General features: G+C 45.2%; 24 protein-coding genes. 10 read left to right on the plus strand and 14 right to left on the minus strand.

The window, feature by feature from the left end:
• Positions 1–15: 15 nt before the first annotated feature.
• Together NO989_RS07740 and fucP are read right to left on the minus strand one after the other, a co-directional pair.
• On the minus strand, positions 16–1269 hold the full coding sequence (locus NO989_RS07740; RefSeq protein ID WP_371342341.1) for an SLC13 family permease: 1254 nt from the start codon (positions 1267–1269) through the stop codon (positions 16–18).
• Between the two features lie 246 nt (positions 1270–1515).
• Complete coding sequence (gene fucP / locus NO989_RS07745) at positions 1516–2853, minus strand: L-fucose:H+ symporter permease (protein WP_371342342.1); 1338 nt, start codon at positions 2851–2853, stop codon at positions 1516–1518.
• Positions 2854–3352: 499 nt separating this feature from the next.
• Between fucP and NO989_RS07750 the strand changes: the two genes are divergently transcribed.
• Together NO989_RS07750 and NO989_RS07755 are read left to right on the plus strand one after the other, a co-directional pair.
• On the plus strand, positions 3353–4672 hold the full coding sequence (locus tag NO989_RS07750; protein ID WP_171337877.1) for a carbohydrate porin: 1320 nt from the start codon (positions 3353–3355) through the stop codon (positions 4670–4672).
• Between the two features lie 211 nt (positions 4673–4883).
• The gene (locus tag NO989_RS07755) at positions 4884–6026 is read left to right on the plus strand and encodes an alkene reductase (protein ID WP_371342343.1); all 1143 of its coding nucleotides are present in this window, start codon (positions 4884–4886) and stop codon (positions 6024–6026) included.
• Positions 6027–6105: 79 nt separating this feature from the next.
• Here the strand turns inward: NO989_RS07755 and NO989_RS07760 are convergent, their stop codons facing one another.
• Together NO989_RS07760 and NO989_RS07765 are read right to left on the minus strand one after the other, a co-directional pair.
• Complete coding sequence (locus tag NO989_RS07760; RefSeq protein WP_239241707.1) at positions 6106–6552, minus strand: SRPBCC domain-containing protein; 447 nt, start codon at positions 6550–6552, stop codon at positions 6106–6108.
• A 201-nt stretch (positions 6553–6753) separates the two neighbouring features.
• Positions 6754–8565: a PLP-dependent aspartate aminotransferase family protein gene (locus NO989_RS07765; RefSeq protein ID WP_371342344.1), complete on the minus strand. Its 1812-nt coding sequence runs from the start codon at positions 8563–8565 to the stop codon at positions 6754–6756.
• A 155-nt stretch (positions 8566–8720) separates the two neighbouring features.
• On the opposite strand from NO989_RS07765, the gene NO989_RS07770 reads away from it, so the two are divergent.
• On the plus strand, positions 8721–9713 hold the full coding sequence (locus NO989_RS07770; protein WP_278344026.1) for a D-2-hydroxyacid dehydrogenase: 993 nt from the start codon (positions 8721–8723) through the stop codon (positions 9711–9713).
• 61 nt (positions 9714–9774) lie between these two features.
• Here the strand turns inward: NO989_RS07770 and NO989_RS07775 are convergent, their stop codons facing one another.
• Together NO989_RS07775 and erpA are read right to left on the minus strand one after the other, a co-directional pair.
• Positions 9775–10347, minus strand: a complete 573-nt coding sequence (locus tag NO989_RS07775) for a glutathione S-transferase family protein (RefSeq protein ID WP_039218964.1) — start codon at positions 10345–10347, stop codon at positions 9775–9777.
• Between the two features lie 191 nt (positions 10348–10538).
• Positions 10539–10883, minus strand: a complete 345-nt coding sequence (gene erpA, locus NO989_RS07780) for an iron-sulfur cluster insertion protein ErpA (RefSeq protein ID WP_014950570.1) — start codon at positions 10881–10883, stop codon at positions 10539–10541.
• Positions 10884–11131: 248 nt separating this feature from the next.
• Here erpA and NO989_RS07785 point away from each other — a divergent pair, with 248 nt between their 5' ends.
• Positions 11132–11965, plus strand: a complete 834-nt coding sequence (locus tag NO989_RS07785; RefSeq protein ID WP_371342345.1) for a polyphosphate kinase 2 family protein — start codon at positions 11132–11134, stop codon at positions 11963–11965.
• A 48-nt stretch (positions 11966–12013) separates the two neighbouring features.
• Here NO989_RS07785 and minE read toward each other — a convergent pair whose 3' ends face one another.
• The 5 genes from minE to NO989_RS07810 form a co-directional block, all read right to left on the minus strand.
• Entirely contained in the window at positions 12014–12274 is a 261-nt protein-coding gene (gene minE / locus NO989_RS07790) for a cell division topological specificity factor MinE (RefSeq protein WP_014950572.1), read from the minus strand.
• The gene (minD, locus tag NO989_RS07795) at positions 12274–13083 is read right to left on the minus strand and encodes a septum site-determining protein MinD (protein ID WP_039218970.1); all 810 of its coding nucleotides are present in this window, start codon (positions 13081–13083) and stop codon (positions 12274–12276) included. Before minD ends, minE begins: the two co-directional genes overlap by 1 nt.
• 30 nt (positions 13084–13113) lie before the next feature.
• The gene (gene minC / locus NO989_RS07800) at positions 13114–13896 is read right to left on the minus strand and encodes a septum site-determining protein MinC (RefSeq protein WP_039218971.1); all 783 of its coding nucleotides are present in this window, start codon (positions 13894–13896) and stop codon (positions 13114–13116) included.
• Positions 13897–14247: 351 nt separating this feature from the next.
• Complete coding sequence (locus NO989_RS07805; protein WP_371342346.1) at positions 14248–15621, minus strand: class II fumarate hydratase; 1374 nt, start codon at positions 15619–15621, stop codon at positions 14248–14250.
• A gap of 153 nt (positions 15622–15774) precedes the next feature.
• Positions 15775–16113 carry a hypothetical protein gene (locus NO989_RS07810; protein ID WP_014980170.1) on the minus strand — a complete coding sequence of 113 codons (339 nt, stop codon included), beginning with the start codon at positions 16111–16113 and terminating at the stop codon, positions 15775–15777.
• A gap of 190 nt (positions 16114–16303) precedes the next feature.
• On the opposite strand from NO989_RS07810, the gene azu reads away from it, so the two are divergent.
• Positions 16304–16753, plus strand: coding sequence for an azurin (gene azu / locus NO989_RS07815; protein WP_014950577.1), 450 nt, complete (start codon positions 16304–16306; stop codon positions 16751–16753).
• A 202-nt stretch (positions 16754–16955) separates the two neighbouring features.
• On the plus strand, positions 16956–18065 hold the full coding sequence (locus tag NO989_RS07820; RefSeq protein ID WP_371342347.1) for a putative manganese transporter: 1110 nt from the start codon (positions 16956–16958) through the stop codon (positions 18063–18065).
• A gap of 58 nt (positions 18066–18123) precedes the next feature.
• On the opposite strand, the gene NO989_RS07825 is transcribed toward NO989_RS07820, so the two are convergent.
• Positions 18124–18831 carry a DUF6776 family protein gene (locus tag NO989_RS07825; protein WP_269350672.1) on the minus strand — a complete coding sequence of 236 codons (708 nt, stop codon included), beginning with the start codon at positions 18829–18831 and terminating at the stop codon, positions 18124–18126.
• A 106-nt stretch (positions 18832–18937) separates the two neighbouring features.
• On the opposite strand from NO989_RS07825, the gene NO989_RS07830 reads away from it, so the two are divergent.
• From NO989_RS07830 to NO989_RS07840, 3 genes are all read left to right on the plus strand, one after another.
• Positions 18938–20614 (plus strand): chloride channel protein, encoded by a 1677-nt coding sequence (locus NO989_RS07830; RefSeq protein WP_039235311.1) that lies wholly within the window; start codon positions 18938–18940, stop codon positions 20612–20614.
• A 1-nt stretch (position 20615) separates the two neighbouring features.
• Positions 20616–21044 (plus strand): CopD family protein, encoded by a 429-nt coding sequence (locus tag NO989_RS07835; RefSeq protein WP_014950581.1) that lies wholly within the window; start codon positions 20616–20618, stop codon positions 21042–21044.
• A gap of 196 nt (positions 21045–21240) precedes the next feature.
• Positions 21241–21432 carry a hypothetical protein gene (locus tag NO989_RS07840; protein ID WP_014950582.1) on the plus strand — a complete coding sequence of 64 codons (192 nt, stop codon included), beginning with the start codon at positions 21241–21243 and terminating at the stop codon, positions 21430–21432.
• Positions 21433–21492: 60 nt separating this feature from the next.
• On the opposite strand, the gene NO989_RS07845 is transcribed toward NO989_RS07840, so the two are convergent.
• On the minus strand, positions 21493–22194 hold the full coding sequence (locus NO989_RS07845) for a UPF0149 family protein (protein WP_039226366.1): 702 nt from the start codon (positions 22192–22194) through the stop codon (positions 21493–21495).
• Between the two features lie 253 nt (positions 22195–22447).
• Here NO989_RS07845 and NO989_RS07850 point away from each other — a divergent pair, with 253 nt between their 5' ends.
• Positions 22448–23644: an Nramp family divalent metal transporter gene (locus NO989_RS07850; protein WP_014980175.1), complete on the plus strand. Its 1197-nt coding sequence runs from the start codon at positions 22448–22450 to the stop codon at positions 23642–23644.
• Positions 23645–23859: 215 nt separating this feature from the next.
• On the opposite strand, the gene NO989_RS07855 is transcribed toward NO989_RS07850, so the two are convergent.
• On the minus strand, positions 23860–25035 hold the full coding sequence (locus tag NO989_RS07855; RefSeq protein WP_202941977.1) for a MalY/PatB family protein: 1176 nt from the start codon (positions 25033–25035) through the stop codon (positions 23860–23862).
• Positions 25036–25273: the final 238 nt, after the last annotated feature.

Raw genomic sequence — 25273 nt, forward strand, 5'->3', positions numbered from 1 at the left:
AGCAACGTCACCACCTTAACTTGCCGTAACAAACATATTCGCCATTACCAATACCAACGCGTAACCCACGCTATACGCTGCAAGAAGAAGCAACACGAACTTGCCGTATTTGGCGAACGTCAGGCCCTTAACCTTACTCATGGTAACAATACCTGCTGATGAGCCAATAATAAGTAACGAGCCCCCCACACCTACTGCATACGTGAACGCCATCCACTCAGCTGTCGACATGGCAATGTCCGCTTTTAACAACGCAGCTGTTAATGGCACATTATCTATCATGGAAGACAACACCCCCATCACAAAGTTGGCCCCTGTTGAAGGCATTACGCTATATACATGTAAAAGTGCGCCCAATGCGTCAATGTGATCGAGCATTCCGACAAGCAGCAACACCCCAAGGAAAAACAGAAGCGTGTCGAATTCTATTAGGCGAATATAGTCCAAGATAGGATCATCATATTTTTCTTCTCCCATAAAGGTTGCCACTAAAAACATAACCGCCATACCCGCTAAAAACGAAAGCATAGGTGGAATAGCAAAAAGCACATTGGCAATTAACGTCAGTACAATAGTGGACAGGAATATTCCCGCAATTACGTAATCAACCGGCCTAAGTTCATGGCGTGTTTTTTTTATTTTAACCTCCCCCTTCATACCTATACTCAACAGTAACGCTAGAAATAGTACTGCTGTGAGTGAAGGAATAATAAGTAAGAGCAGCTGAGTTATAGTGACCTTATCATCCAAGAAAATCATAAGAGTGGTGACATCCCCGGTTATTAGCGACACGCCCCCAGAGTTCACCGCAAATACCACTAGCACGGCAAATCGCATGGTTTGGTTAAAGGGCAAACCCAAGGATAAAACCATGGCAACAGACACCAAGGTCGCTGTGATGTTGTCAGCTAGCGAGGAGAAGCAAAAACTAAAAATAGCGGTAAAGAATATGAGTTTTTTGAGGGTTATTTTTTGCGGCATGATAATGTTTAACATGTTTTCAATCATGCCTTTGCGGTTAAGGTAAGCAACGAAAGTCATTGCCGCTACAAGGAATAACCAGAGGGTGGATATTTCGCTTATGTTTTCTATGAGGTGTTCATTGAGCTCTGCTAGGTGAGGGCCCCTATTCGCATCTATGAAAAGAAGGATCCATGCGAATGTTCCGAAAAATAATGTGGTTTTGGCCTTATTCACGTGAAGCACTTCTTCAAATACCACACCCAATAATGCCATTACCGCTATGCCAATGAGCACATAGTCCAGCATACGTTTTACTCCCAAATTGTCAGGGGTGAATTATACGATTGCTGTTCATGCTTTAGCAGGTGTTCTGCGCTATACAAGGGGAAAAATCAGTTATATTCAACATGCACTAAACTGATGAAAATACGGTGAAAAAATGCTGTTAACTAATTGAGTGCATTCCTCAAAAAAGTGGAATACATAACGTATTCAATATACAAAAAGGCCAGTGATAGAATCACTGGCCCCGTACACGTTTCTGAAGAAATACTACTTAGCTATTCCCATTTCCATCTTTTTAAGGGCATCTGCGTCTATATCGGACTGAGGCTTAGCGCTGCTCTTTTTAGCGCGCATATCGAAGTAGCCGTAGCCACCTACAAGCAAGAAGCAAATAGCTGGAACAATATATGATACAACAACACCTGCGCTATCAATAATGGCGGCTTGGAACAGCGGCATAATAGCTCCACCAAGAATCGCCATCACAAGACCTGCTGCGCCTAGCTTGGTGTCTTCCCCCAGACCTTCAAGCGCAATGCCGTAAATCGTTGGAAACATGAGTGACAAACAGGCAGAGATAGATACCAATGCGATTACGCCTGCTAAATTAGGAGACTGTGTCATGAAGATACATAGCGCCATGGCAATCAGTGACATGATCATTAGCAGTCTAGCTGGATAGAGGTACTGCATAACCCACGTCATCACGAAGCGAGAAATTAGAAATACAATCATGCTGTATTGTAAAATTTCACCACCACTCACTTCGTTGCCATCTGTCGCTTTCATTGCATATTGGATGGTGAAGGTCCACACGCACGTTTGTGCTCCGACATTAAAAAACTGAGCCAATACGCCAAACCGATAATGCTTGTTGGCTACTAACCGCTTAAGCGAAGCGCCCAACTTAACGTCTTCCACACTAGACTCAACCGATTCTTGAATTGGCGCTTTGATCAGGAAGATTGCAACCCAAACCAAAACGAGTACACATGCCATACCTACATAAGGAAGCATTACCGCATCAAGCTCAGCCCCTATCACGTTTTTAAGCTCGCTTACCGACATGGCGGCACGCTCTTGTGCAGATGCCTGATTCAGGTTTGGTAATATAAGCGTTGCAGCCAAAAACACACCTAAATTAGTACCAACGGGATTAAATGCTTGAGCTAGATTTAAACGGCGTGTCGCACTTTTTTGATTTCCCATCGCCATGACGTAAGGGTTCGCCGACGTTTCCAGAATGGATAATCCACCAGCCAATACAAAAAGTGCAGCAAGGAAAAAACCGTAAGTCATGGTTTGACTGGCTGGATAAAACAGAAATGCCCCCGCGGCCGCGCAGCCCAGTCCGGTCAATACACCTGTTTTATAAGAAAAGCGCTTGTTGATAAAAGCAGCAGGAATGGCTAAGCAAAAATACGCGCCATAATAGGCAAATTGAACCAATGCCGATTGCAAAGACGACATGGTAAATATTTTACTAAATACCTTTACCAAAGGGTCTGTCATGTTCGCAGCCACACCCCATGCAGCAAAGCAAATCGTTAACAATACAAAGGGAATCAATGTGTCTTTGGAAACCAAAGGGGCGTTGTTTTTCATAAGAACGGCCTTTCGCTTGTAAAAAATTAGTTAACCAATTTAAGCATTGCTCTTTACCCCTGTCAATAAATCAATTTGATTTACTTATTTCAAATTGCGTTAAAAATTAGACTTTATATGTAGACGACCGATAACAGACAATGCGTGACTGTTATTAAACGGATAAAACGTCCTTTGAAAATTTCTTAATAGACAATAATATAACCAAGATAGCAAGCCTCACTGAGCGCTTTCTACTCACCTTGAAATATTGCCATCGCACCTCCCCACTATTAACGAAAAACACACAAATGTAGCAAAAGAAATAAATAAACAAGGTTGATTTAATAAAAAAGGTTAGTTAGATTTCGTTCAAAACAAGCATATGTTAACGCGTTGTAACGTTAGCTAACTCTGATTTATCTCGCGTCAACAAGGAGTTAGCAACAAATGCATAGATGTCATCAGTCACACGCTCATAACAAGCTGCGGTTGATAAACATTTTTAATTGAGAGAATAATGATGAAAACACCTACAATTACCCGTCGCTTTTCTGGATGTAAGACAGGCTTGCAAACAGCGCTCCTCGCAAGCACCGCCATTGTTGCCGCCACTGCGTCAGCATCACAAAGTAAGTTTCAAGACGCGTTTGACTTTCAAGCAAGTTATACGGGTGAGTCAGCCACCAATATTGACGGTGGTGAACGCAGAGGCAGTGCCTATGCTGGTCAGCTCTTTGTAGGTGGGGAATTAGATTTAAATACGCTAGCGGGCTGGAAAGACACCAAAATCCATATTGCCATGACAAACCGACACGGCAAAAACTTAGCCGAGCACTACATTGGGAACAGTACGTCCGTACAAGAAATATTTGGCGGCCAAAATACCCGTCTTGCACGGTTTACGATTTCTTCCTCGTTTTTAGATGGCGATTTAGAACTGGAAGGTGGCCGTACGGTAGCGAATATCAGCTTTTTAGGCTCTGAACTTTGTCAGTACTTTCAAACCAATGCTGCTTGTGGGAACCCAACCTTTGTATTTAGAACCAGTAACTTTACTTGGTGGCCGGTTTCGAGTTGGGGTGGCCATGCGAAATACTGGCTTTCGCCAAAAACATATTTTCATACCGGCGTCTATGAAGATAACACCAGTCATCAAGACTTAGGCGATCACGGCTTCGATTGGGCGACTAATGAGGCTACAGGTGTTGTTGTGCCCTTCACTCTGGGCTATCAAACTACGTGGGACAATGACGAACTTCCAAGACGCTACGAAATTGGCGGTTGGTACGATGGCGCAGACTACACCGACCCAGTCTTTGATGAGGACGGCAACTATGCGGCGCAGTCAGGCAATGATTACGCTGTTAGAAACGGTCGTTCGGGTATATTCGCACGTTTTGAACAAACTGTTACTCGTCCTAACCCACTTACGAAAGAAGGGTTAACACTATTCGGTGCCGTGCTAACCGGTACTTCGGGCGAGCTGATTGAAGACTACTATATAAAAGCGGGCTTTGTATTGCGAGGCACACTGGCCTCACGCCCTGACGATACCATTGGCTTCGTATTTACCCGTCAACAGTACAGTGACGAAGCGCTAGAGGATCAGCGTATATTAAGAAGCATAAACGGCGGGGTTGGTACACCAGCAAGCAGCCAAACCATGTTAGAGCTAAGTTATGGTTATCAACTCAATGACCACGTAAGAATTCAGCCGAACGTTCACTACATTATCAACCCCGACCAATTCGCACAGCGCGACAGAGTCATGGCACTTGATGATGCGATTGTTCTGGGCCTAAGGTTCGACGTAAACCTAGCGGCTTTGATACTTTAAATCTCCCTGCAATACACTTTACAGCGCCTTCGGGCGCTTTTTTTCAAACCGATGCCATTCCCTGCCGTTGTGTTTAATTAGTTTCAAGGACAACTTTCCACAAATCCAACTTCTCGCTATCTCTGTATTCACTACTATCTTATAGCGTTTTGAGCACCAATACGCTTAGCGCTTCAACATCAATCTATTCTACGTTGAATAAGGAATAAGAATGACAGACTCAGTACTTTTTAGCTCGTTTGATTGGGCAGAGAATACATTGCAAAACCGCATGGTATTAGCCCCTATGACGAGAGGTAGAGCTGGCGCCGACCGCATACCCAATAAAATTATGGGCGATCACTATGTACAACGCGCAGATGCAGGGCTCATTATTACTGAAGCAACGGCCATTTCAGAAGAAGGCATAGGCTGGGTTGATACCCCTGGAATTTATACCGACAAAATGGTCGAGGGCTGGCGCTCGGTGGTCAATAGAGTGCACGAGGCAGGGGGAAAAATCGTTTTGCAGCTCTGGCATACTGGACGCGCATCACACAGCGATTTCCACAATGGAAATTTGCCCCTGTCTGCATCAGCAATAAAAATTGAAGGGGACGAAATTCACACGCCTAAAGGCAAGAAGCCCTACGAAGTGCCGAAGGCGATGACCTTTGACGATATAAAACGCACAGTGCAAGACTACAAAGAAGCGGCCGTTAACGCCAAGGCAGCCGGATTCGACGGTGTGGAAGTTCATGCTGCAAATGGCTATCTCATCAATCAATTTTTGGATAGCCGCAGCAATCAGCGCACCGATAATTATGGTGGTAGTGTCGATAACCGCTACCGCTTTTTGGCCGAGGTGATGGACGCAGTATTGAGCGTGTGGGATAAAGAGCACGTTGGCGTGAGATTATCGCCAAACGGGGTGTTTAACGATATGGGGGCCGATGATTTTCGTGAAACCTTTACCTTTGTTGCCCAACAGCTAAACAAATTGGAGATAGGTTATTTACACGTAATGGATGGCTTGGCCTTTGGCTTCCATGAACGAGGCGAAGCCATGACCCTTGCTGAATTTAGAGCACTATTCGACGGTATGATCATTGGAAACTGTGGCTACACCAAAGAAGAAGCCGAGAAACGTTTATCTGATGGCGATGGTGACATGATTGCGTTTGGAAGACCTTGGATCACGAATCCAGATCTTCCGACACGATTTAAGCATAATTACCCTCTCGAGTCCTTTGACGATCCATCATCGTGGTACGGAGGTGGTGTTGAAGGCTACAACGATTTTGAAACCTACCGCGAGAAGAGTGGGAAGGACGCGATGACTTCGCTGACCTTATTGTCTTTGGGCAGAGCCTAGCGCTCTGCCCTTTTCAAAAGCGTTATTTGAAATAACACGATGCGTAATGCTAACGCGTTCTCACTATTTTAGTATGGCCTTAGTTAAACGACTTTTCCTTAGCGGCTAATACGGCAAGTTTTTCTAGACACGACATCCACGCGTAGTTGTGCTGATCGCACTCTTGCTTATTGAGAAAGCCCTGCTGAATGAGCACCAACCTGACATTCCCCTCTTCGGTCTTTTCGAAGTGAATGTCCACTGATGTCATCACCGACTCTTCCATATCATCTTCCCACGCCCAAGAGAACGACAGCTGCTCGTTCGCTAAAATAGTCACGTACTCACCAGTCAATGACATTTCAATACCGCTGGGATCCATCATCTTTATGCGATAGCGACCGCCTTCCTTGAAATCACTCATGATTTGTGTGACCGAACAATCGCCCGGCGCAAACCACTCACTAAGATATTCAGGCTCGTGAAATGCTGCAAAAACAAAGGGCAATGATGCATCTAGCGTTACATCAATTTTAAACTCGTGCATAAGGCTGCCTTAGATATTCTTTGACGTTAAAGATCTGTGTCTATCTTACCTTATAACAAAAGTTAGGCGCTCTAGCGTCATTTACCTTTGCTATAAATAAAAAAATCCCGAGCCCGCGTAAGGAAAGGCCCGGGAGAAGGAGAACATCCTCAATATTTTTTATCGACAGCTCAAAGCAACTTCTTGAGCTAAAAAATGAACCTACGCACCTTTCATCAGTGAATCCATACTGGCCTTGCTGCCAAAGTGCTGTGAACTTACTCTTTCACTTACCGACAAATACAGATTGTCGATGTCGGCATTTGCCATAAACTTTTCACAAAATCCTGGAACATGAGGCTCGATAAAATGTTTGGCGGCTAGCATAAAGTGGGCAATGAGCTGTTTAACGTTGTCGGTACCCATGGCGATACGCATAGTGGTCAGTTCTATCCCTGCTTTCTTCTGCTCGTCTGAGCTGAGCTCAGAGTGAGAGGTCAGCGCCGGGCATAAAATTATCGTATTATTCTGGCCAATACTCACTTGGTGGCTGAATGCAGGCTCTAGGGCATCGAAGAACCGCACAAATACATCGCGAGGAAGGTTTGCCGGCGCCATATCAACCGTGAATAAAGTACACGGCCAGCCGTGTGTATGCTGCTTTTCACGCAAACCGGCATTACTGTGTTCAGGCAGTGCGTGACAGTTAACGCGAATTTGATCGTGGGCATTCAAAAATGCAGTAAACACTTGCGTATTGATGACCTTGGTCATCATGCGCTGCTCTAAGGTCTTCATGCCGTTTAATACATCAAAGGCCTTTTCAGAATCTAAGAACGCACCTTTGATGTAGTACACATCCCAAAACATGGTCTGTGACCAATCAACACCATTTGCTGAACTGCCTTTTGGCTGGAACATGCGGTGCCCTTCGCCAATAACTACGCCTGCTGTGGTAGCACCGCTACCACACAAATCTTTAGTGTAGCTGTGGATCACATAGTCAGGTCGTGCAGCTTTGTTTTTATGCTGAAGTGGCTGGTGCAGTACAGGTGTCGCAAGGGTGGAGTCCAACATTACCAACGCATCTTGTGCATGCGCTAATTCACAGATCCCAGGCACGTCCAGTACGTAGCCGTGTGGGTTGCAAGGCGATTCTAGGTAGACATGCATTTTTGCGCCATTGCTTAAGCGTGATGCATGTTCAGTTTTAGTTTGCTGCATGAACTCTGCAAAGCTCTGTGCGTCATAACCGTCAAACCACGCAATCTGTATGTCCATTCGGTTGCTGCGGGCGAAATAATCATGAAGTAGCTGGTACACTCCGCCGTACACGTTCCTCGAAACAATCAGTACATCGCCATGACTAAGAACATTTGATAAACACGCATCAATGGCAGCCATGCCCGAGTTGAAGTTCCAGGCTAGATATTCGGCAGCGTAAGGACCCGCTTCCATATCCACAATGGCGTTAGCAAGGGAAATATTCGTTGGGTTTAACAGACGTGAATAAATTTGGTGAGTAAATTCTTTGCCTTGAAATGCGTCGTCGACCCATTCAGTACAGGCATACACATAAGTCGCTGTTCTTACCACCACGGGTGTTGCAGAAAAAAGTGCCGTGACATTGTCGAACAGTGGATAGTGCCCTTGCGAGCCATTGCCACTCGACAAACTTTGGTACGTGGCACGAAATGGGTTTTGCAGCGTATCCAGTATCTTCGCAATTTGAAAAGACAGAAACTTTTTAGCGTTGAAATAAGCCAGTCTGTCTTCTTTATCAAGCCCTTGTAGCGTATTACTCGTAATATCCCATAGCTGCATAACGCTTGCTTGAGCACAATATAGGTGATGAGCGGTGTTGGCGAGTGCCCTACCGTAGTCGCTCTCAGCATTTATACCGAAATGAGATAATTGTTCCTCAACTAAAGCCTGCGTTGTTTCGGCTTGGGTCGTGTTACGCTTAGGTGAAAGCACCTTAGCGTGCGTTACATCAACATCTGTTGAGTTTTGGAATTTGTTTTCTGACTGCATAGCGATTCCGTTGCAAATTGACTTCAGGTGCATGTACATGACACCAACACCTTTTACAAAAATGTAAAACTTAAATCACATTTTTAGAACAATCAGCATTACGATTGTGCAGTCAGACAGAGGAAAGAAAAGTTTACTTTGGGAGTGTTAAGCGAATGACAGCAAGGAGTTCAAAGAGGATTGAACTGACTATTTTAAGCGATGAGGCGAATGATATTGCCGAAGCGATTCGCCCAAAAATAGCAGATAACAACGACTTCAAAGACGCTGATGGCCACCCGCTTTTGGCGCTTAAACAAATTGCTCAATGTCCCGAAGATATAAATCCAGAAACCGTTACGGTACTGCTTGCAGACCCCGACCTTGCGTCTCGGATTATTGATAAATGTTCAGCACTCACCTGGTGCCAGTCTACCTGGGCAGGCAATGCTCCCCTTCTAAATGCCGATAAGAAGAACTACATACTTACCGGACTAAAGGGAATTTTCGGTAAACTCATGAGAGAGTATGTTTTTGCTTACTTGCTTGGGCATGCCAGAAACGTAAAGGCTTTTGAGCAAAACCAGCGTGCCGCTCAGCCAATTTGGGAAGCATCAAAGCGAATGCCGCTAAATGGACAAACGCTTGGCATTGCTGGACTGGGCAGTATTGGGCAAGCATTGATCCCCGTTGCTCACGCATTGGGTATGAGCGTTGTGGGTTTAACCCGAAGTGGGCAAGCAGTGGAAGGTGCCGATGCTGTCTATACACCCGACACTATCGAAGCGTTTGCCAGAGCATGTGACCACGTGGTGAATTTAATGCCCGACACGCCATCTACGCAAAACATGCTTTCTCACGAATTTTTTAGTGCGCTGAAACCCCACAGTGTATTTGTTAACGCAGGGCGAGGCAGTGCGGTTGACGACGATGCGCTCTTGCAAGCTTTAGACAAGGGCGCATTGGCCCATGCTGTATTGGACGTCTTTCGTAACGAGCCCCTAGACTCCGCTCATCCATTTTGGCAGCACCCTCGTATTTCAGTGACCGCTCACACTGCAGCGGAATCACAGCCAAGCGACGTAGCCGACGTGTTTTTAGAGAATGCGCTGCGTTACATCAACGGTGGACCGCTTAATTACCAGTTTGATTTTGATAAGGGTTATTAATCATATAACAGTCCTTATTTGAACGGGTTTCAAACTCAGTAGAGCCCTGATAATGCGAAAATTAACTACGCGGGTCGGTTGCTGTCACTTCAATTCGATCATGGTGCTTTTCATGGAACGTTAGCAACTGAGGATATTCCTTCATGCTGTGAAGCTCGCGGAAAAGCACCCAGTCAATCATGCTGTACAAACAGATTTCTGGATAAGTCCAACCGCTAAATCCACCCGCATCAAGCTGGTTTGACAGTGCACCTAATACCGCTTCAATTCGCTCGTTTTGAAGACGGTAATACATTTTGTCCTCGCCAATATCAAAATCTGAACGCTTCAGCAGCATAAGCTGAACAAAGGAATCGTTAGCTGCATCAATCAGGGTTAGTTGATTCTCTTCTTCCCAACTCAAGCCATCGTGATCAAGCTTGTCAGCAAGATAATTGTAGATAATCCGAGAATCGAAAATCATTTGGCCGTCATCTTCAAGACAGGGCACTTTGAGCGTGGGGTTACGAGAAGCTAGAAGTTCGCGGTCTTCGCCTGAAAAGATTTGAAGATTCAAAAACTCGTGCTCGGTAGAAGCAAGTACTATGCGAATGCGGCGCACGTAGGGAGAAGTGGTGGAGCCATATAATTTCATAAACGCTGTCCTAAACCGTAGTCGTTCTATGAAATCAGTGTAGCCGGAATTTGAAAATAAAAGGAAGTGTTGAGAACAAGACAACGGATAGGCATACAAAATGATGCGATGTATGCCTATCGTATTAACATCAAGCGCTCAAAGCTGAACGTTCAATGCTTAAAAAGCGCAGTAGTGCTTAGCTCAAGCCCCTAAACGCTAAAGCTTGCACCACAGCCACAGGTCGTCGTGGCATTTGGGTTTTGAACTAAAAACCGTGAACCTTCCAGACCATCTACATAATCGACAATGCCACCGACCAAGTATTGTAAGCTCATCGGGTCGACAACCATAGTTACGCTGTCTTTTTCAATGGTCATATCGCCTTCGTTCACCTTCTCATCGAACGTGAAACCATATTGGAAGCCAGAACAACCACCACCTGTTACGTATACACGTAATTTTAAATCAGGATTTTCTTCTTCTGAAACAAGGGCTTTCACTTTCGCTGCTGCAGCGTCTGAAAACTCAATTGGCAACGCCGTTTCTACAGACATACCCACCTCTACATTAACCTCGTGCTTTCGCACTTTGTGCTTGGCCGCAATTATCTAATACTTGCGGATAGTTAGCAATTATTGGGGCAAAACTTAACGATTCAAGTTACTGCAAGTTAACGGCATTTCTGTTAAGTGACACGTTGAGATAGAAAAGTTAAGTAAACTAGTTAACACTAACAGATAGAAAATAGCAGTGTGGTCAACGTATCTAATATATTGACGATACAAGAATAAAGGGGCGGCATATGAGTACAACCGACAACTCTCAATTACCTTCTTCAACCCCAGTGCTGTTTGACGATTTCGGACAGTCTCGCTTTACGAGCAAAGAAGAATACAAAGACGCGTTAGTGAAACAGCAAGAAAAACTCTTTCACGTTCAGCAATCTTACTTTCATCAGAAAAAACGAGCACTTATTGTGTTTGAAGGATGGGATGCGTCAGGGAAAGGCGGCGCTATAAGGCGTATTACTGAGAAATTAGACCCTCGTGGCGTGAGTGTATTTCCTGTGGCAAAGCCCGCAAAAGAAGACCAAGACAAACACTTTCTCTATCGCTTTTGGCAACACATCCCCTCCCCTGGCACACTTAAAATATTTGACCGCTCACACTACGGAAGAGTGCTTGTAGAAAGAGTAGATAAGTTGGTTGATGAAGAGGTATGGCAGCGCGGTTATGACGAAATAAACGCATTTGAAAAAACGCTCAGTGACAGCGGGGTTCGCATTATCAAACTCTTTATGCATATATCTTCTCGCGAACAGCGAGAGCGATTTGAAGAGCGTCTTCATAACCCCTTCAAGCGCTGGAAGTTAACCGAAGAAGACTTGCATAACCGTAAGATGCGTAAAGCCTATATCGAAGCAACGAATGACATGTTCAAGCATACTCACACCAGCTACTCGCCGTGGCATGTAATTAACGGAGAGTTTAAGTGGCAAGCAAGGGTTAACGTGCTTGACGCCGTTATCGCCAAACTCAGTGAAGGCGTAGATATCTCTCCGCCTCCACTTGACGAGCGTTTAATCGCGCTGGCCTCCAAACAACTTGATGTTGATGAAGACCTACTGAACGACTAAGGTAAAATAACGCTAGCAGGCAGCCATAACTACTTAAGCGATTAAGCCCTAGTTATTGCTGTCTGGCAAAGTCACGTTCAATTCAAGTACGCTGCAATCATCGTTATTGTCTAGCTGTACTGATACTTGATCGTCGGCAATCGTCACGTATTTGCGAATTACCTGAATAATTTCCTGCTGCATCATTGGCAAGTAATCAGGCTCTGTCCGCTTTTTACGTTCGTGCGCAACAATAATTTGTAAGCGCTCTTTGGCGACCGCTGCGGTGCTTGGCTTTTGCTTCTTTTTGAGCAGGTCGAAAATTCCCATTACTTCCCTCCTAGCAGACGCTTAAAGAACCCTTTCTTCTCTGCTTCTAGGAAACGATGAGGAACAGTTTCGCCTAGCAGACGTTTTACAGCATCAGCATAAGCTTGTCCTGCATTAGCTTCTTCGTCAAGAATAACCGGCTGACCTTGGTTCGATGCTTTAAGCACAGCTTCAGATTCTGGAATAACGCCCAATAGTGGAATCGCCAAAATTTCTTCAACGTCTGCAACGCTAAGCATTTCAGCGCTTTCAACACGACTTGGGTTATAGCGGGTTAGTAAAAGGTGTTCTTTAACCGCTTCGCCTTTTTCTGCACGCATAGATTTACTTTGAAGAATACCCAAAATACGATCTGAATCACGTACAGACGACACTTCAGGGTTAGTAACCACAATGGCTTCATCAGCAAAATACAACGCCATCTGTGCGCCTTGCTCAATCCCCGCTGGCGAATCACAGATAATAAACTCAAAGTCTTTCTTAAGCTCGTCTAATACGGCCTGCACACCATCAACGGTAAGCGCGTCTTTATCGCGAGTTTGTGATGCCGGAAGAATGAAAAGGTTCTCCGTTCTTTTGTCTTTAATTAGTGCCTGTTTAAGTGAGGCCTCTTTATTAATGACGTTTACGAAATCGTAAACAACGCGGCGTTCACACCCCATGATAAGGTCTAGGTTTCGCAAGCCCACATCGAAGTCTATCACTACCGTTTTATGGCCTGCTAACGCAAGTCCCGTACTTATTGCTGCACTCGATGTAGTTTTGCCTACACCACCTTTTCCTGAGGTTACTACGATAATCTTTGCCATCTATTCTTTCCTATTAGTGCGTACAAAGCATTAAGCCAACGGCTCTATACGTAATGTTTCTTCTTCTAAATATACTTGTGCAGGTTTCTTCCAGCATTCACCCTTCACGGTTTCATGCATAATGAATTGCCCTGCAATTGAAATAAGTTCCGCGTCTAACGACTGGCAAAATACACGGGCTCCCGTATTGCCTTTTACGCCTGCCAACGCACGGCCGCGCAGTGTGCCGTAAACATGAATATTACCATCGGCAAGCAGCTCAGCCCCCTCGCTTACAGAAGCCGTTACTACCAAGTCTCCGCCTTCGGCATAGACTTGCTGACCAGAACGTACCGGACGATTAATTACTTTGGCAGGTTTGAGCGTGGTTGCGGCTGCAGGAGCTGGTTCACTTTTTGGCGGCGCAGAAACGGTTTGATCTTGTTGTGCGGTTTGAGACGCGTTTTCGCCGCTACCATTATTGTTTTCACTTCCGCTCGCTTTGTTCGAACGAAGGGCGCTGTCTGTAAATTTGCTTTGGCTTACATCAGCTAACCCCAAATCATTGATAGTGGGCTTCAACTCTGCCACTTCACCTTTCACGGCCATAGGCTGCAATTGCAGTCGACGACATAGCGCCACCAGCAGCTCGAACTCTGTAGCAGATAAAGGCTTTATTAAATGTAAAATCAGTGAGGAACGGGTAAAGAACTGCGGCGCGCTCGCGACCTTCTGAGATAACTGAGCTTCAAAATTATCTGGCTCAAAATCTATTACTTCTAACACAATACTGGTGAGCGTAGTGCCCTTCATGCGAAAGCAAGTTTCTGTCATTTTTTATTCCCGAAAAGGCGTCACTTTCCTCATAGCAATTAGCCATGACAATAAGCAAAACCTATTAGCGCTAGTGTCTGTTGCTGTCTTACGCAGCTATACAATTTATTTATTATGTCACTGTATCAAAAATCCCGTTCGCATACAGCAACTGTATACCGGTTAAAACACGTTTTACCCTGATAATAACCCTAGAACAAGCCAAGAACGTGCCAATCATTGAGCAGTTTTTAATCAAGCGTGGATCATGCGAGTTTTTAGTGCGTCCTGTTTGTATAAAAACGTCTCTTTCACCACAAAAAAATGCGATCGTAGATCGCACTTTTTATCATCTTCGTTTTCTCACGGCGCTTAAGGTGTGGTAAGTTTTTTCGGGTCTAGTAGTGATTCTAGCTCGCCTCTGGGGATATCTGTCATCGCTTCAGCCACATCAATAACAGGCTTGTTTTCTTTGTAGGCTGTTTTTGCTATTTCTGCGGCTTTAGCATAGCCAATAACAGGGTTGAGCGCGGTGACGAGCACGGGGTTTCTGTAAAGCGCCGCTTCAATGTTATCTTGATTTACAGTAAAGCCCTCGATCGCCTGCTCGCCGATTAGCGTCGCACTGTTGGTCATTAGCGACAGACTTGAAAGCAAATTGCTGGCAATCATTGGTAGCATTACATTTAACTCAAAATTCCCAGACTGCCCACCTACAGTAATCGCCGTATCGTTACCTATTACCTGTGCTGAAGCCATTGCCACTGCTTCTGGAATAACCGGGTTTACCTTGCCGGGCATAATCGATGAACCTGGCTGTAGCGCAGGCAGCGCAATCTCACCTAAACCAGCCAAAGGCCCAGAATTCATCCAGCGCAAGTCATTAGCAATTTTCATAAGGGTGACGGCTAAACTTTTTGTCGCACCGGAAAGCGTCACTGCTGTGTCTTGAGAGCCAATCAATGCAAAGAAATTGTCAGCGGGCTTAAACGCAATGTCGGTCAGCTCCCCTAGCGCATCTGAAAATGTCGTAGCAAAATCCGCATGGGCGTTTACACCTGTTCCCACGGCAGTGCCTCCTTGGGCAAGGGTTTGAATAGCTGGCTGCACAGCGCGCAGGGTTTTAATCTGCTGCTTAAGCTGAGAAGCCCAAGCCAGTAAGCTTTGATCCATGCCTACAGGCATCGCATCCATGAGATGAGTGCGTCCGGTTTTGCAGTATTGCGCTACCGACTTTGCTTTAATTTCAATAGTACGAACTAAACTTTCAACCGCCGGTATAAGCTCGTTTGACAATGCAATAGCCGCGCTAACATGAATGGTGGTAGGGATCACATCATTTGAACTTTGCCCGTAATTTACATGATCATTCGGATGAACCTCTTCGCTGGAATAACGAGAGGCTAAGCGAGCAATGACCTCGTTGGCGTTCATGTTTGTGCTGGTGCCTGAACCAGTCTGAAATATATCAACGGGAAAATGCTGCATCACATCATCAAGTGCCAACAGCTCATCACAGGCTTTAACTATCGCTTGGCCGCGATCTTTATCCAGCACTTTGAGTTTCATGTTGGCTTGTGCTGCGGCTTTTTTTACTGTAATCAACGCGCGTACGAAGGCTTCGGGCATGCGCTGCCCGCTTACAGGGAAGTTTTGAATGGCACGCTGAGTTTGCGCGCCGTAGAGTGCATTTTCGGGGACCTGTAGCTCGCCCATACTGTCGCGTTCTGTGCGTGTTGCTGTCATGACTCGTATCCTTGTGTTGATATAGCTAGTTTTTCGGCGTGGTTGCCACGCTTTTATCAGAATCCTATTAGGGCTAGTGGCATTAGAAAACTAGGCCCTAGTAAGTGAATTATAAAAAATGGTGCACTAGCGCTTGCAGACCTTTGCTGTACATCAAAGATCAACAGGCTCTCTGGTGTTCATGTCTATTTTTATTCTCGCAAGCGCAATTCGATCACTCTCGTTACACGCGTAGCGCTCAGCTTTAAGTAACGGCTTGTACAAATGCTCTAAACAACTATGCCGCCATTGCTGACTGACCTGCGGATCGCACAGGGTTTCATAAAGCACCTCAACCGCATTTTTATAGATAGAAAATTTGTCTCTATCACTTGGCAATAAGTTGGCAACGAAAGTTACGCCATCTAGATAATTTCTTAAAAGCGTTGAGTTCAGCTCATTGTCGTTGTATCCAAATCGAACGTGTTGAACTGCATTTCGTATCGAAGACATGTGCATCCCTTGTGCGTGAAAAAACAAAAAAGCTCGATGTACATAAAAGCGCTTTCTTTATATACCACTCAATATAAATGATAATCGTTAGCATTTACAATGATCCAGTGCTATTCTTTTTCGTAAAGAAAATTGGATCTTCCAATTCCACCGATAGGTGAAGTTAACCAAAATTCAAAGGACATTATTTATGATCAAGAAGTTACTTGGTGGCACAGCCCTTTTTCTTATGGCCTCTGGTGCATTTGCTAACGAATGCGAAGTGACTGTGGAATCAAACGACGCCATGCAATTCAATACGTCGAACGTTGTTATCCCGGCGAGTTGTAGCGAGTTTACCGTGACTTTAAAGCACACTGGTCAGTTACCTAAACAAGCCATGGGCCATAACTGGGTGATGACAACAAAAGCCAACGGACAAGCAGTGGCAACAGACGGTATGAGTGCGGGTTTAGACAACAATTACGTTAAGCCAGACGATGAGCGCGTAATTGGCGCGACTGACATTATTGGCGGCGGTGAACAAACTTCTACGACCTTTTCTGTTGAAGGGTTAAGCAAAGATGAAGAATACATGTTTTTCTGCTCGTTCCCTGGTCACATCGGCATCATGAAAGGCACAGTTACGCTTTCGAGCTAAGGCGTTGCGAAAACTAGGCGTGCTTAACTAGGCACGCCTTAAACATGGATAACAATAGGTCGAGGGTGTAGTTGTAATGGATACGGCGTCTCACACATCAAAAAGCGCTAAGGCGGTGGTCCGGTATAAGCACTTACCTTCTTTTACTAGCGCCCTATTAAAAAACGTTTTTTTTCCTCACTTAACCAATAAACGGCTGTTGATGCCGCTGTTTATAGCCATTCTTCTTACTTATAACAGCACCCGTGCGGTTACTTTATCGGTGTTGTCAGATGCATTTTTTCAAGTGGCAGCGTTTGTATATGCATCGCTTGCGCTTTATTACGTCGCCACGTTGCGCGTTTCGGCCGAAGCCATTGGTAATTATATGAAAGCGCACCCTGTGCATGAGGTGGGATTATCTGCTCTACTTGGTGCTCTGCCAGGCTGCGGTGGTGCTATCATCGTTGTCACTCAGTACACGCGAGGTGTGACAAGCTTTGGAGCCGTGGTAGCAGTGCTAACCAGCACTATGGGCGATGCCGCATTTCTGTTACTCGCCCAAGCACCGTTAGATGCCTTAACCGTAATGGCCGTCAGCGTCACGGTGGGTGCAATGACGGGGCTAGTGGTCAATAAATTTCATAATTACCAGGCTCCTGAAGCCGATGGTGCGCTCCAACAATCGCAAAACTGTGATAAACCCAAAACAGTAAGCCACAAAGCCATATCACTTTCTAAAGTATTCTGGATGATTGCGAGCTTACCCTCGTTGGCGATTGCGCTTGGTTTGGCCTTTCAACTTCCCGTACACAGTTACCTTGCTATCAGTGAAAGTACACTAACGCTGATTGGTGCCGCGTTATGTATTTCGAGCCTTGGACTATGGTCTTTGTGTGGTTCGGGAAGCGGATACGCTTCGATTACGAAAGAGGATTTAATTCCGCCTCCGCCTAAATGGCAAGAGAAAGCCGCACTAGACACACAGTTTGTATTGGCATGGGTAGTACTCGCGTTTCTTATATTCGAGCTGTCTGTTGTCTGGTTTGGGCTAGACATTGCAGGGCTGCTTCAATCCATGGGCCCCGGCTTAGTTGGCCTGGCGATCATCATCGGGTTCTTACCTGGTTGCGGTCCGCAGATATTGGTAACCAGCTTATACCTTAATGGCGCAGTTCCGTTTTCAGCACAACTTGGCAATGCAATAAGTAATGACGGCGACGCGTTGTTTCCCGCCATTGCGCTCTCACCCAAAGCAGCGCTTATTGCCACAGTGTACTCTGCTATTCCTGCATTTCTTGTGGGTTATGGCTACTGGTATTTGTTTGAATAAAGCTTTCGATGCGTTAAAAGGTTGAATTAACGGCTAGGCTAGCGCTGCCCCACAGCGATTACTCTATTTCGACAGAAAGCGCTTCATTCCACGGCACGCTTATCTCATAGTTGCCTTTACGGGTTTTGTATTGATAGACCGTTGTAGAAAAAGCAATGGATTCGGGGTTTATATCTTCCTCGATAGTGAGAGTTACGTTAACCGCTTGGAAAAAGCGAAAGCGGTATTTGATATCTTCTGCCAGCAGGCTCGATTCGCCCGATTTCAGCGTGATCGCTTCACCGTTTCGCTGACCGACTACGGCAATATCTAAACTGCCATTTATCACTGCTTTTTGCTGTTTAGACTGCAGCAGAACCAACCTAAGTTGATAGGTATTGTCACTTAACTTAAAAACTTCTACCCCTTCAATGGCAAAACCTTCGTCGGTTTTCTCAGGCGCCACGACGCGTTCATAGAAACTCAGTAATTCCTGTTGCGCCTCAAGTTCTTTTTTCTGTTCGCCTAATGTATTGGTAATGCTCTCTGTCTCGAGCGTGGCAAGCTCCATGGCGACTTCCAGCTGATTCACTTTGGTAGTAAGCGCATGGTTTTCTTCAGACAAAATAGCAATAGTTTCTTGCTGAGCCTGTACTTTCTTGCTGTCGCCTTCGTCAATAATTCGCGCTAGCTTATAGCCGAACCCAACCATGGCAAACATAATAAGCGCCACTAACAGTGTCCACTTGTAGTTGCCTAAAACTTCTTTTAACTGATCTGTCGTCATGATATCTACATCAACAAAAAACACCGTGCGCTAAGGCGCTCTAAACATTATGAATTTTAGGTGTTTATGGTAAGCTTCTTTTTACGTTAATCTACTGTACCACAACATGCGCTTGCAGGCTTTAAGAGAGGAAGTAGCTCATCCACGCACATCCATTCAGTTGTGCATGCTGGGCATTGTAGGGGGAACCTGCGCGGCGCTTATCATTATACTGTTTCGGCTGTGCGTAGAATGGCTACAAGAAACAGGTGTTTCGTCGCTTCAGTCGGTGCTTACCTATGACTGGTTGGTTTGGCTTATCATGCCATTTATCAGTGTAGGGTTAATTCTATTTATCGCCTTTCTTACGGGCTTCAAGCACTACCGTTTAGGTATTCCCTTCGTTATTCATCGAGTGAAGTACTATTACGGTCATATTCCATTTAGAACCACCATTAACCAGTTCTTTGGAGGCATGCTAGCCCTGGCCGGCGGTTTCGTTGTTGGTCGAGAAGGCCCTTCCGTTCATTTAGGCGCGTCAGGCAGTAGTTTCTTAGGGCAATGGCTTCGCTTACCCTACAACAGTATTCGAATACTTGCAGGCTGCGGCATTGCGGCAGGGATCTCGGCATCATTCAACACCCCGTTTGCTGCCGTAATATTCGTGATGGAAGTCGTACTTAGAGAATACAAAATACATATTTTTGTTCCTGTCATGCTGGCTGCTGCCTGTGGCTCGGTGCTCACTCGCATTGTATTTGGGGAAGTAAACGAGCTTTCGTTTTTATCGTTTAATGCATTTAGCCAGTGGATGTATTTTTACTTGGTGCTGCTAGGCATTCTGTTAGGCATGTTAGCGGTATTATTTAATAGCCAGCTTATGCGGGTGATGACGTGGTTCAGGCCGGTTTCCATGGTGTGGCGTTTAATACTTGCTGCGCTAATTACCGGTACCATTGGTATGTTTATACCTGAAGCCCTTGGCGCCAACTTTATCGATGTTGAGCACTTATTTGATAGCTCCCCCGGCGCGCTGCTGTTGGTTTCTACTTTGGTGTTTAAAGTTATCTTGGCGGTATTTGCTATTGGCCTCGGTATTCCAGGAGGGATCATTGGCCCAGTGATGGTTATTGGCATGCTCGCTGGCGCCGTACTTTTATTGCCACTGTCGTACTTTATTGACGTACCCGAATTTACCAACAGCTTCGCCCTGTTAGGCATAGCAGGCATGTTGACCGCAGTATTGCACGCGCCTCTTGCAGCGCTTTCCGCGGTTATGGAACTATCGTACAGCCCGCAAATTATTCTACCAGCCATGTTGGTAATTGTGCCTGCTTACGTGACTTCTACGCAGTTCTTTGGCAACCGCTCTATTTTCATACGCCAGCTTGATTATCAAAATCTCCCTTACGCTATCTCGTCTATTCGTGAAGCACTTGAGAAAACGGGCGTACTTGCAGCGATGAATACTGAGTACAAGCTATTTCACGATGCGCCAGAGCAAGCGTTAATTAACTACTTAGAAAGCGATCCAACAAAAATTGTCATTCAGAAGTTAAAATTTGAAATAGATGTACAGTATAAGCTGGTCCAATACAATGTGAGTTTGGAACACGATGCAACAGCGTTAAACTATTACGAAATGGAAGGTATTAGCGCGCAGTCTACGCTGCACGAAGTATACGAACACCTTAAAAACTCGCGCTCTGGCGCAGTTTATATTTACGATCAGGAGCTAAACGATATTATTGGCGTAGTAACGTGGAATATCTTACAAAGCTTCTTACAAAAGGCTCATTATTAGTATGTACATTTTATGGTTTAAAGCGCTGCACATCTTTTTCATGCTGGCTTGGATGGCAGGACTTTTCTATTTACCGCGACTTTTCGTTTATCACGCGACAACGAAATCTCAAGTGGTAAAAGACGAATTTAAGGTCATGGAGCGCCGCCTGTGGTTCTTTGTTACTCCATTCGCCTTGTTAACTCTGGCATTCGGCGTTGCGCTTATTGTCAGCTATGGTGGAACTTGGTTTAAAATGTCGGGGTGGCTTCATATAAAGTTGCTGCTGCTTCTTGCTATTTACGGCTATCACTTCTATTTGTTTAAGTTAATGAAGCAATTTGCACGCGACGAAAATAGACACTCTCCGCGCTTTTATCGCTTTTTAAATGAAGCGCCGGTGCTTATCATTCTCGCCATCGTTTGCCTGGCTGTGGTAAAACCTTTATAAAAGTTTAAGCCAAACTAAATAGTAAAGGCGCACGTACAAAATTATTGAAAAGTCAGTACTCAAGGAACCAGTACTGCTGTGTAGTGTGAGAAGTAATTTTAAGCTTGTTGTTGAGAGTGTTGTAAGCATTGCACATAGTCGCCCAGAACCTGCTGTTTCTCGGGTTTAACAAATTGTTTTTATCGGAATGCTATACATGGATGACAGTAATCAACACCTCAAGCATTTGCTCAAACAGACAGACATTGCCTTTAAGGCGCTTATGAGGGAGCCTGCTTCACGGCTTCTTAACGAGCAATACGAAAAGGCGAAGCTTGAACTAGACAGCTATACCGCTTCGCTTAAACACACGTTGAATCAACGGCATCAACAACAAAGACAGCGCTAATTTTGAATTAGCGTTTTTGTTTTTTGCTTCTCCTGCAGCTCCCAGTGATCAAATTTTCCCCTAGGTTACTTTGTTAAAGGTTTCAAATTGATTGGGTAACGCGCCGGCTAGCTCCCCTGACAACTTAGTGTAATCTGCCAGCACCGAAGGAAGCTGTTTAACAAGCATATTTATATTACTTTCAAGCTGAGCAGCTTGTTTGTCGTTTCTGTAAGACAAGGCTAATTCAATATTAGCAAGCGTTGAGAAAAGCTTTAAACATCGAGACAGGCGAGCTTCTGCAGGTTCTGTTTTCTCAGGCTCGTTATCGTCACAGTCTTTCTTGTTCGCCTTACTTTTTTCTAAATGCTTTTCCCAATGGTTCCACGCATTTTGCCACACAGGTTCTAATTGCTTGTGCACGTGTAAAAGCCCATTTAGCCAGCTTTCGAGTTCTTTCGAAGGCCTCGTCGTTCCTTGCACCTCTATCGCAACGTTCAATTCACTAGGCATGGGCGACTTTTCCTGACGCATAAAATCCAAATGCGCCCGCAGGCCATTCATTAATGTATCAGCAAGCTTATCTACATCTTTGTCTACAAGGTGGCTGTCACTAGACTGTATGAGCCACGGCATCCACTGTTCAGGCATGGGAATTTCTGGTGCGGAGGCAACGGCAAAGATCATTCCATCTACGTAATAAGCATCCGGAAGCACATTTTCGAAACTGGGAAGCGAAACAATATCGCTGATTGTGTTTATTGGAAACCCATCTTTCACCATTACCATCCTATTTTAATTTGCGTTCTCTTGTATGAAACGGTAGTCTGCGCGGCCACTTTGTAGAGGGCATGTTTTGTAACCTTTTATCTACCCAAAATAATGGGAAATAAGGTAAAGAGTAAACAACAAACTTCTACACTGGGTACGCGACAATAGGTTTAAAACCAATCTGTTACTGTATTGGTTTAGCGGTACTGTTGCGTGCTCGCCTACCTATTGTCATGATAGCAAAACTTAACTAAGAGTCGTTGCAATGGCAAAAGATAAATCAGGATACATCATCGCGGCCGCCTTTATTGGCCCTGGAACAGTAACTACAGCAAGTCTGGCAGGTGCAAACTTTGGCTTTCACCTAGTATGGGCGCTCCTTTTCTCCATATTCGCAACCATAGTACTGCAAGACATGGCAGCGCGTTTAGGTGTGGCCAGCGGCCAAGGCCTAGCCAGTGCAATGAAAAATATGGCTTACAAGCCATGGCTAAAGAATCTTTTTATCGTGCTTATCGTCAGTGCTATCGGCATTGGCAACGCAGCCTATGAATCGGGCAACCTAACCGGCGCTGCAATCGGGCTAGACGCATTTATCAGTATAGGCATTGGCCCCTGGGCCAGTATTTTGGGCACGATCGCTATAGTTTTACTCTGGTCGGGCAGCTACAAGTGGATAGAGACAGTACTGGTTTATCTCGTCTTTATTATGGCTGGCGTATTTCTTATCACGCTGTTAGTAGCCAAACCTGATATCGCCGCGATGTTTAGTCAGTTAATGTCTCCGCGGCTGGACGCAGACGCCATTACCACGGTGCTGGCGCTTATTGGTACCACCATCGTGCCTTATAACTTGTTTCTTCACGCGAGCCTAGTTGCAAAATCATCGAAAGGCCAAGATAAACAAGAAGCCGTCGTCGCGTGCCGAAACCAGTCTGCTAGAGCTATTAGTATGGGTGGGCTTATTACGCTTATCGTAATGGCAACAGCAATGATGGCGTTCTTCAATCAAGCTGCCACTATGGACGCTTCGAACATGGGCGAGCAGCTTAAACCGGTTTTAGGTGACAAAGCTCAGTGGTTCTTTGCACTAGGGTTATTCGCCGCAGGCTTAACCAGTGCTATCACTGCGCCGCTAGCAGCCGCTTATGCGGTAACAGGAGCGCTGGGGCTTTCTGACGATATGCAAAGCAAGAGCTTTAAAGCGGTATGGTTTATCATCATTGTAGTGGGTGTCAGCGTTGCAGCACTTGGCTTTAAGCCCCTACCCGCCATCTTGTTTGCTCAAGCGACTAATGCTCTTTTACTGCCAATTATTGCCATATTCCTATTGGTCGTTATGAATAAAAGCACCGCACTGGGTGAATTTAGAAACACATGGAAAAGTAACCTGGCAGGCTTTCTGGTAGTGGGTACTGTGATTGGTTTAGGCCTGTATAAACTAATCGGCGTATTTAGCTAGCTGCAAAAATGGCAAAAATGGGGTCAGAGTAATTTAATCCCTTTGTATGTCGTTGTAGCGTGCACTTGAAGATAGCAATGAAATTACGTGACTAACAAACTAACTGCATATGAGAAGGGCCAAAGTAATACTTTGGCCCTTTTTAATAGAAAGCGTAGCTGCAAAAAGTACTCTGACCCCATTTTGGGGATGAAAAAGTACTCTGACCCCAATTTTTAGCTGGCGAGGCGTTGCAGAATATCTTGGAGCATCGCTTTGCTGCAGCCAAAGTTAATTCTGAAATGGTCCGCCTTGTGAAAATCGATGCCTGGTGACGGGCCTACGCCTTTCTCTTCGGCCCACTGCTGAACGTTTTCTACACCTAGTCCACTGGCGTCTACCCACGCAAGGAAAGTCGCATCGGCTTTGAGCATTTTAAGCCCGTCAATACTGTTTACTGTGTTAAACACCATATCTCTATTTTCACGCAAGTAGGTAAGTTGCTGCTGATGCCACTCGTCACATTGAGTAAATGCTGCTTCTGTAGCCGCCAAGCCCAATACAGTAACCCAAGGTACGATGCCCGCTGCGGCATTGGTAAATGCCTGACGCAGTTGGCGATTAGGGATGATGGCAAAAGACGTTCCCAAACCAGCAATATTAAATGTTTTACTGGCAGCCATTAGCGTAACGCTATTTTCAGCAAGGTTCGACTCGCGGCCCGCCGGTATGTGCTGCTTGCCTTCTTCTAGAATAAGGTCGCAGTGGATTTCATCAGAACATAGCTTAACGTTGTTCGCGTTACAGATCTCAGCAATGCGATCTAATTCAGCTTTAGTAAGCACCGAACCTACCGGGTTCATTGGGTTACAAAGAATAAACAGCTTACATTTAGGATCAGCCGCTTCTCTTTCTAATGCTTCAAAATCTAACGTATAGCGCGCACCTTCAACACTTGAGATAGTTTCAGAACTCGTGCCGTCGTCATTTTGCACTACCGTGCCTATATCTACCCGTTCGAGACCATTTAGTTTTGGGGCAGCCAGTAGAGGCGGATAATTAGGTGTTTGAATAAGTACTTTATCACCGGGTTCACAATAGGCTTTACACGCTACGTTAAACGCTGGCACAACGCCTGGTGTCCACACTAGCCACTCGGGTTGAATTTCCCAATTATGCTTATCTTTAAGCCATCTCACTACAGCCTGAATAGCGCCTTCGTGATGTGCAGGCAGTATGTAACCCATGTTGCCATGCTCAACCTGACCCGAAATGGCGTCTAGAATTGGCTGCGCGCAACGAAACTCGGTATCAGCAACCCACGCAGGAATGATGTCTTTTCCTTTGTACTTTTGCCATTTAAACGAAAACGTGTCTTTTCTAGGAGGGGTATTATCGAATAAGGAGCTCACATTACATCCTGTTGCATAAAAACTTATGTCAACAGTGTAGAATCTTAGCGCCTCATAAACTAGGGGCGTGAGAAGAATTAACCCGAATTTGCTATATCGAAATGTGCTTTATTAGAGATAAATAAATAGTTCTAAAAGCAAAAAAGATGAGCATTGCCGAATACGTTAATTTTACGCAAGCCGTCTTCAAGTCCGGTATGGATTTTCTGTTCGCACAGATACGTTTAGCGTGTAAGCA

This window comes from Alteromonas sp. DY56-G5, assembly GCF_041414725.1.
In the GTDB taxonomy this organism is placed as follows: Bacteria; Pseudomonadota; Gammaproteobacteria; order Enterobacterales; family Alteromonadaceae; genus Alteromonas; species Alteromonas macleodii.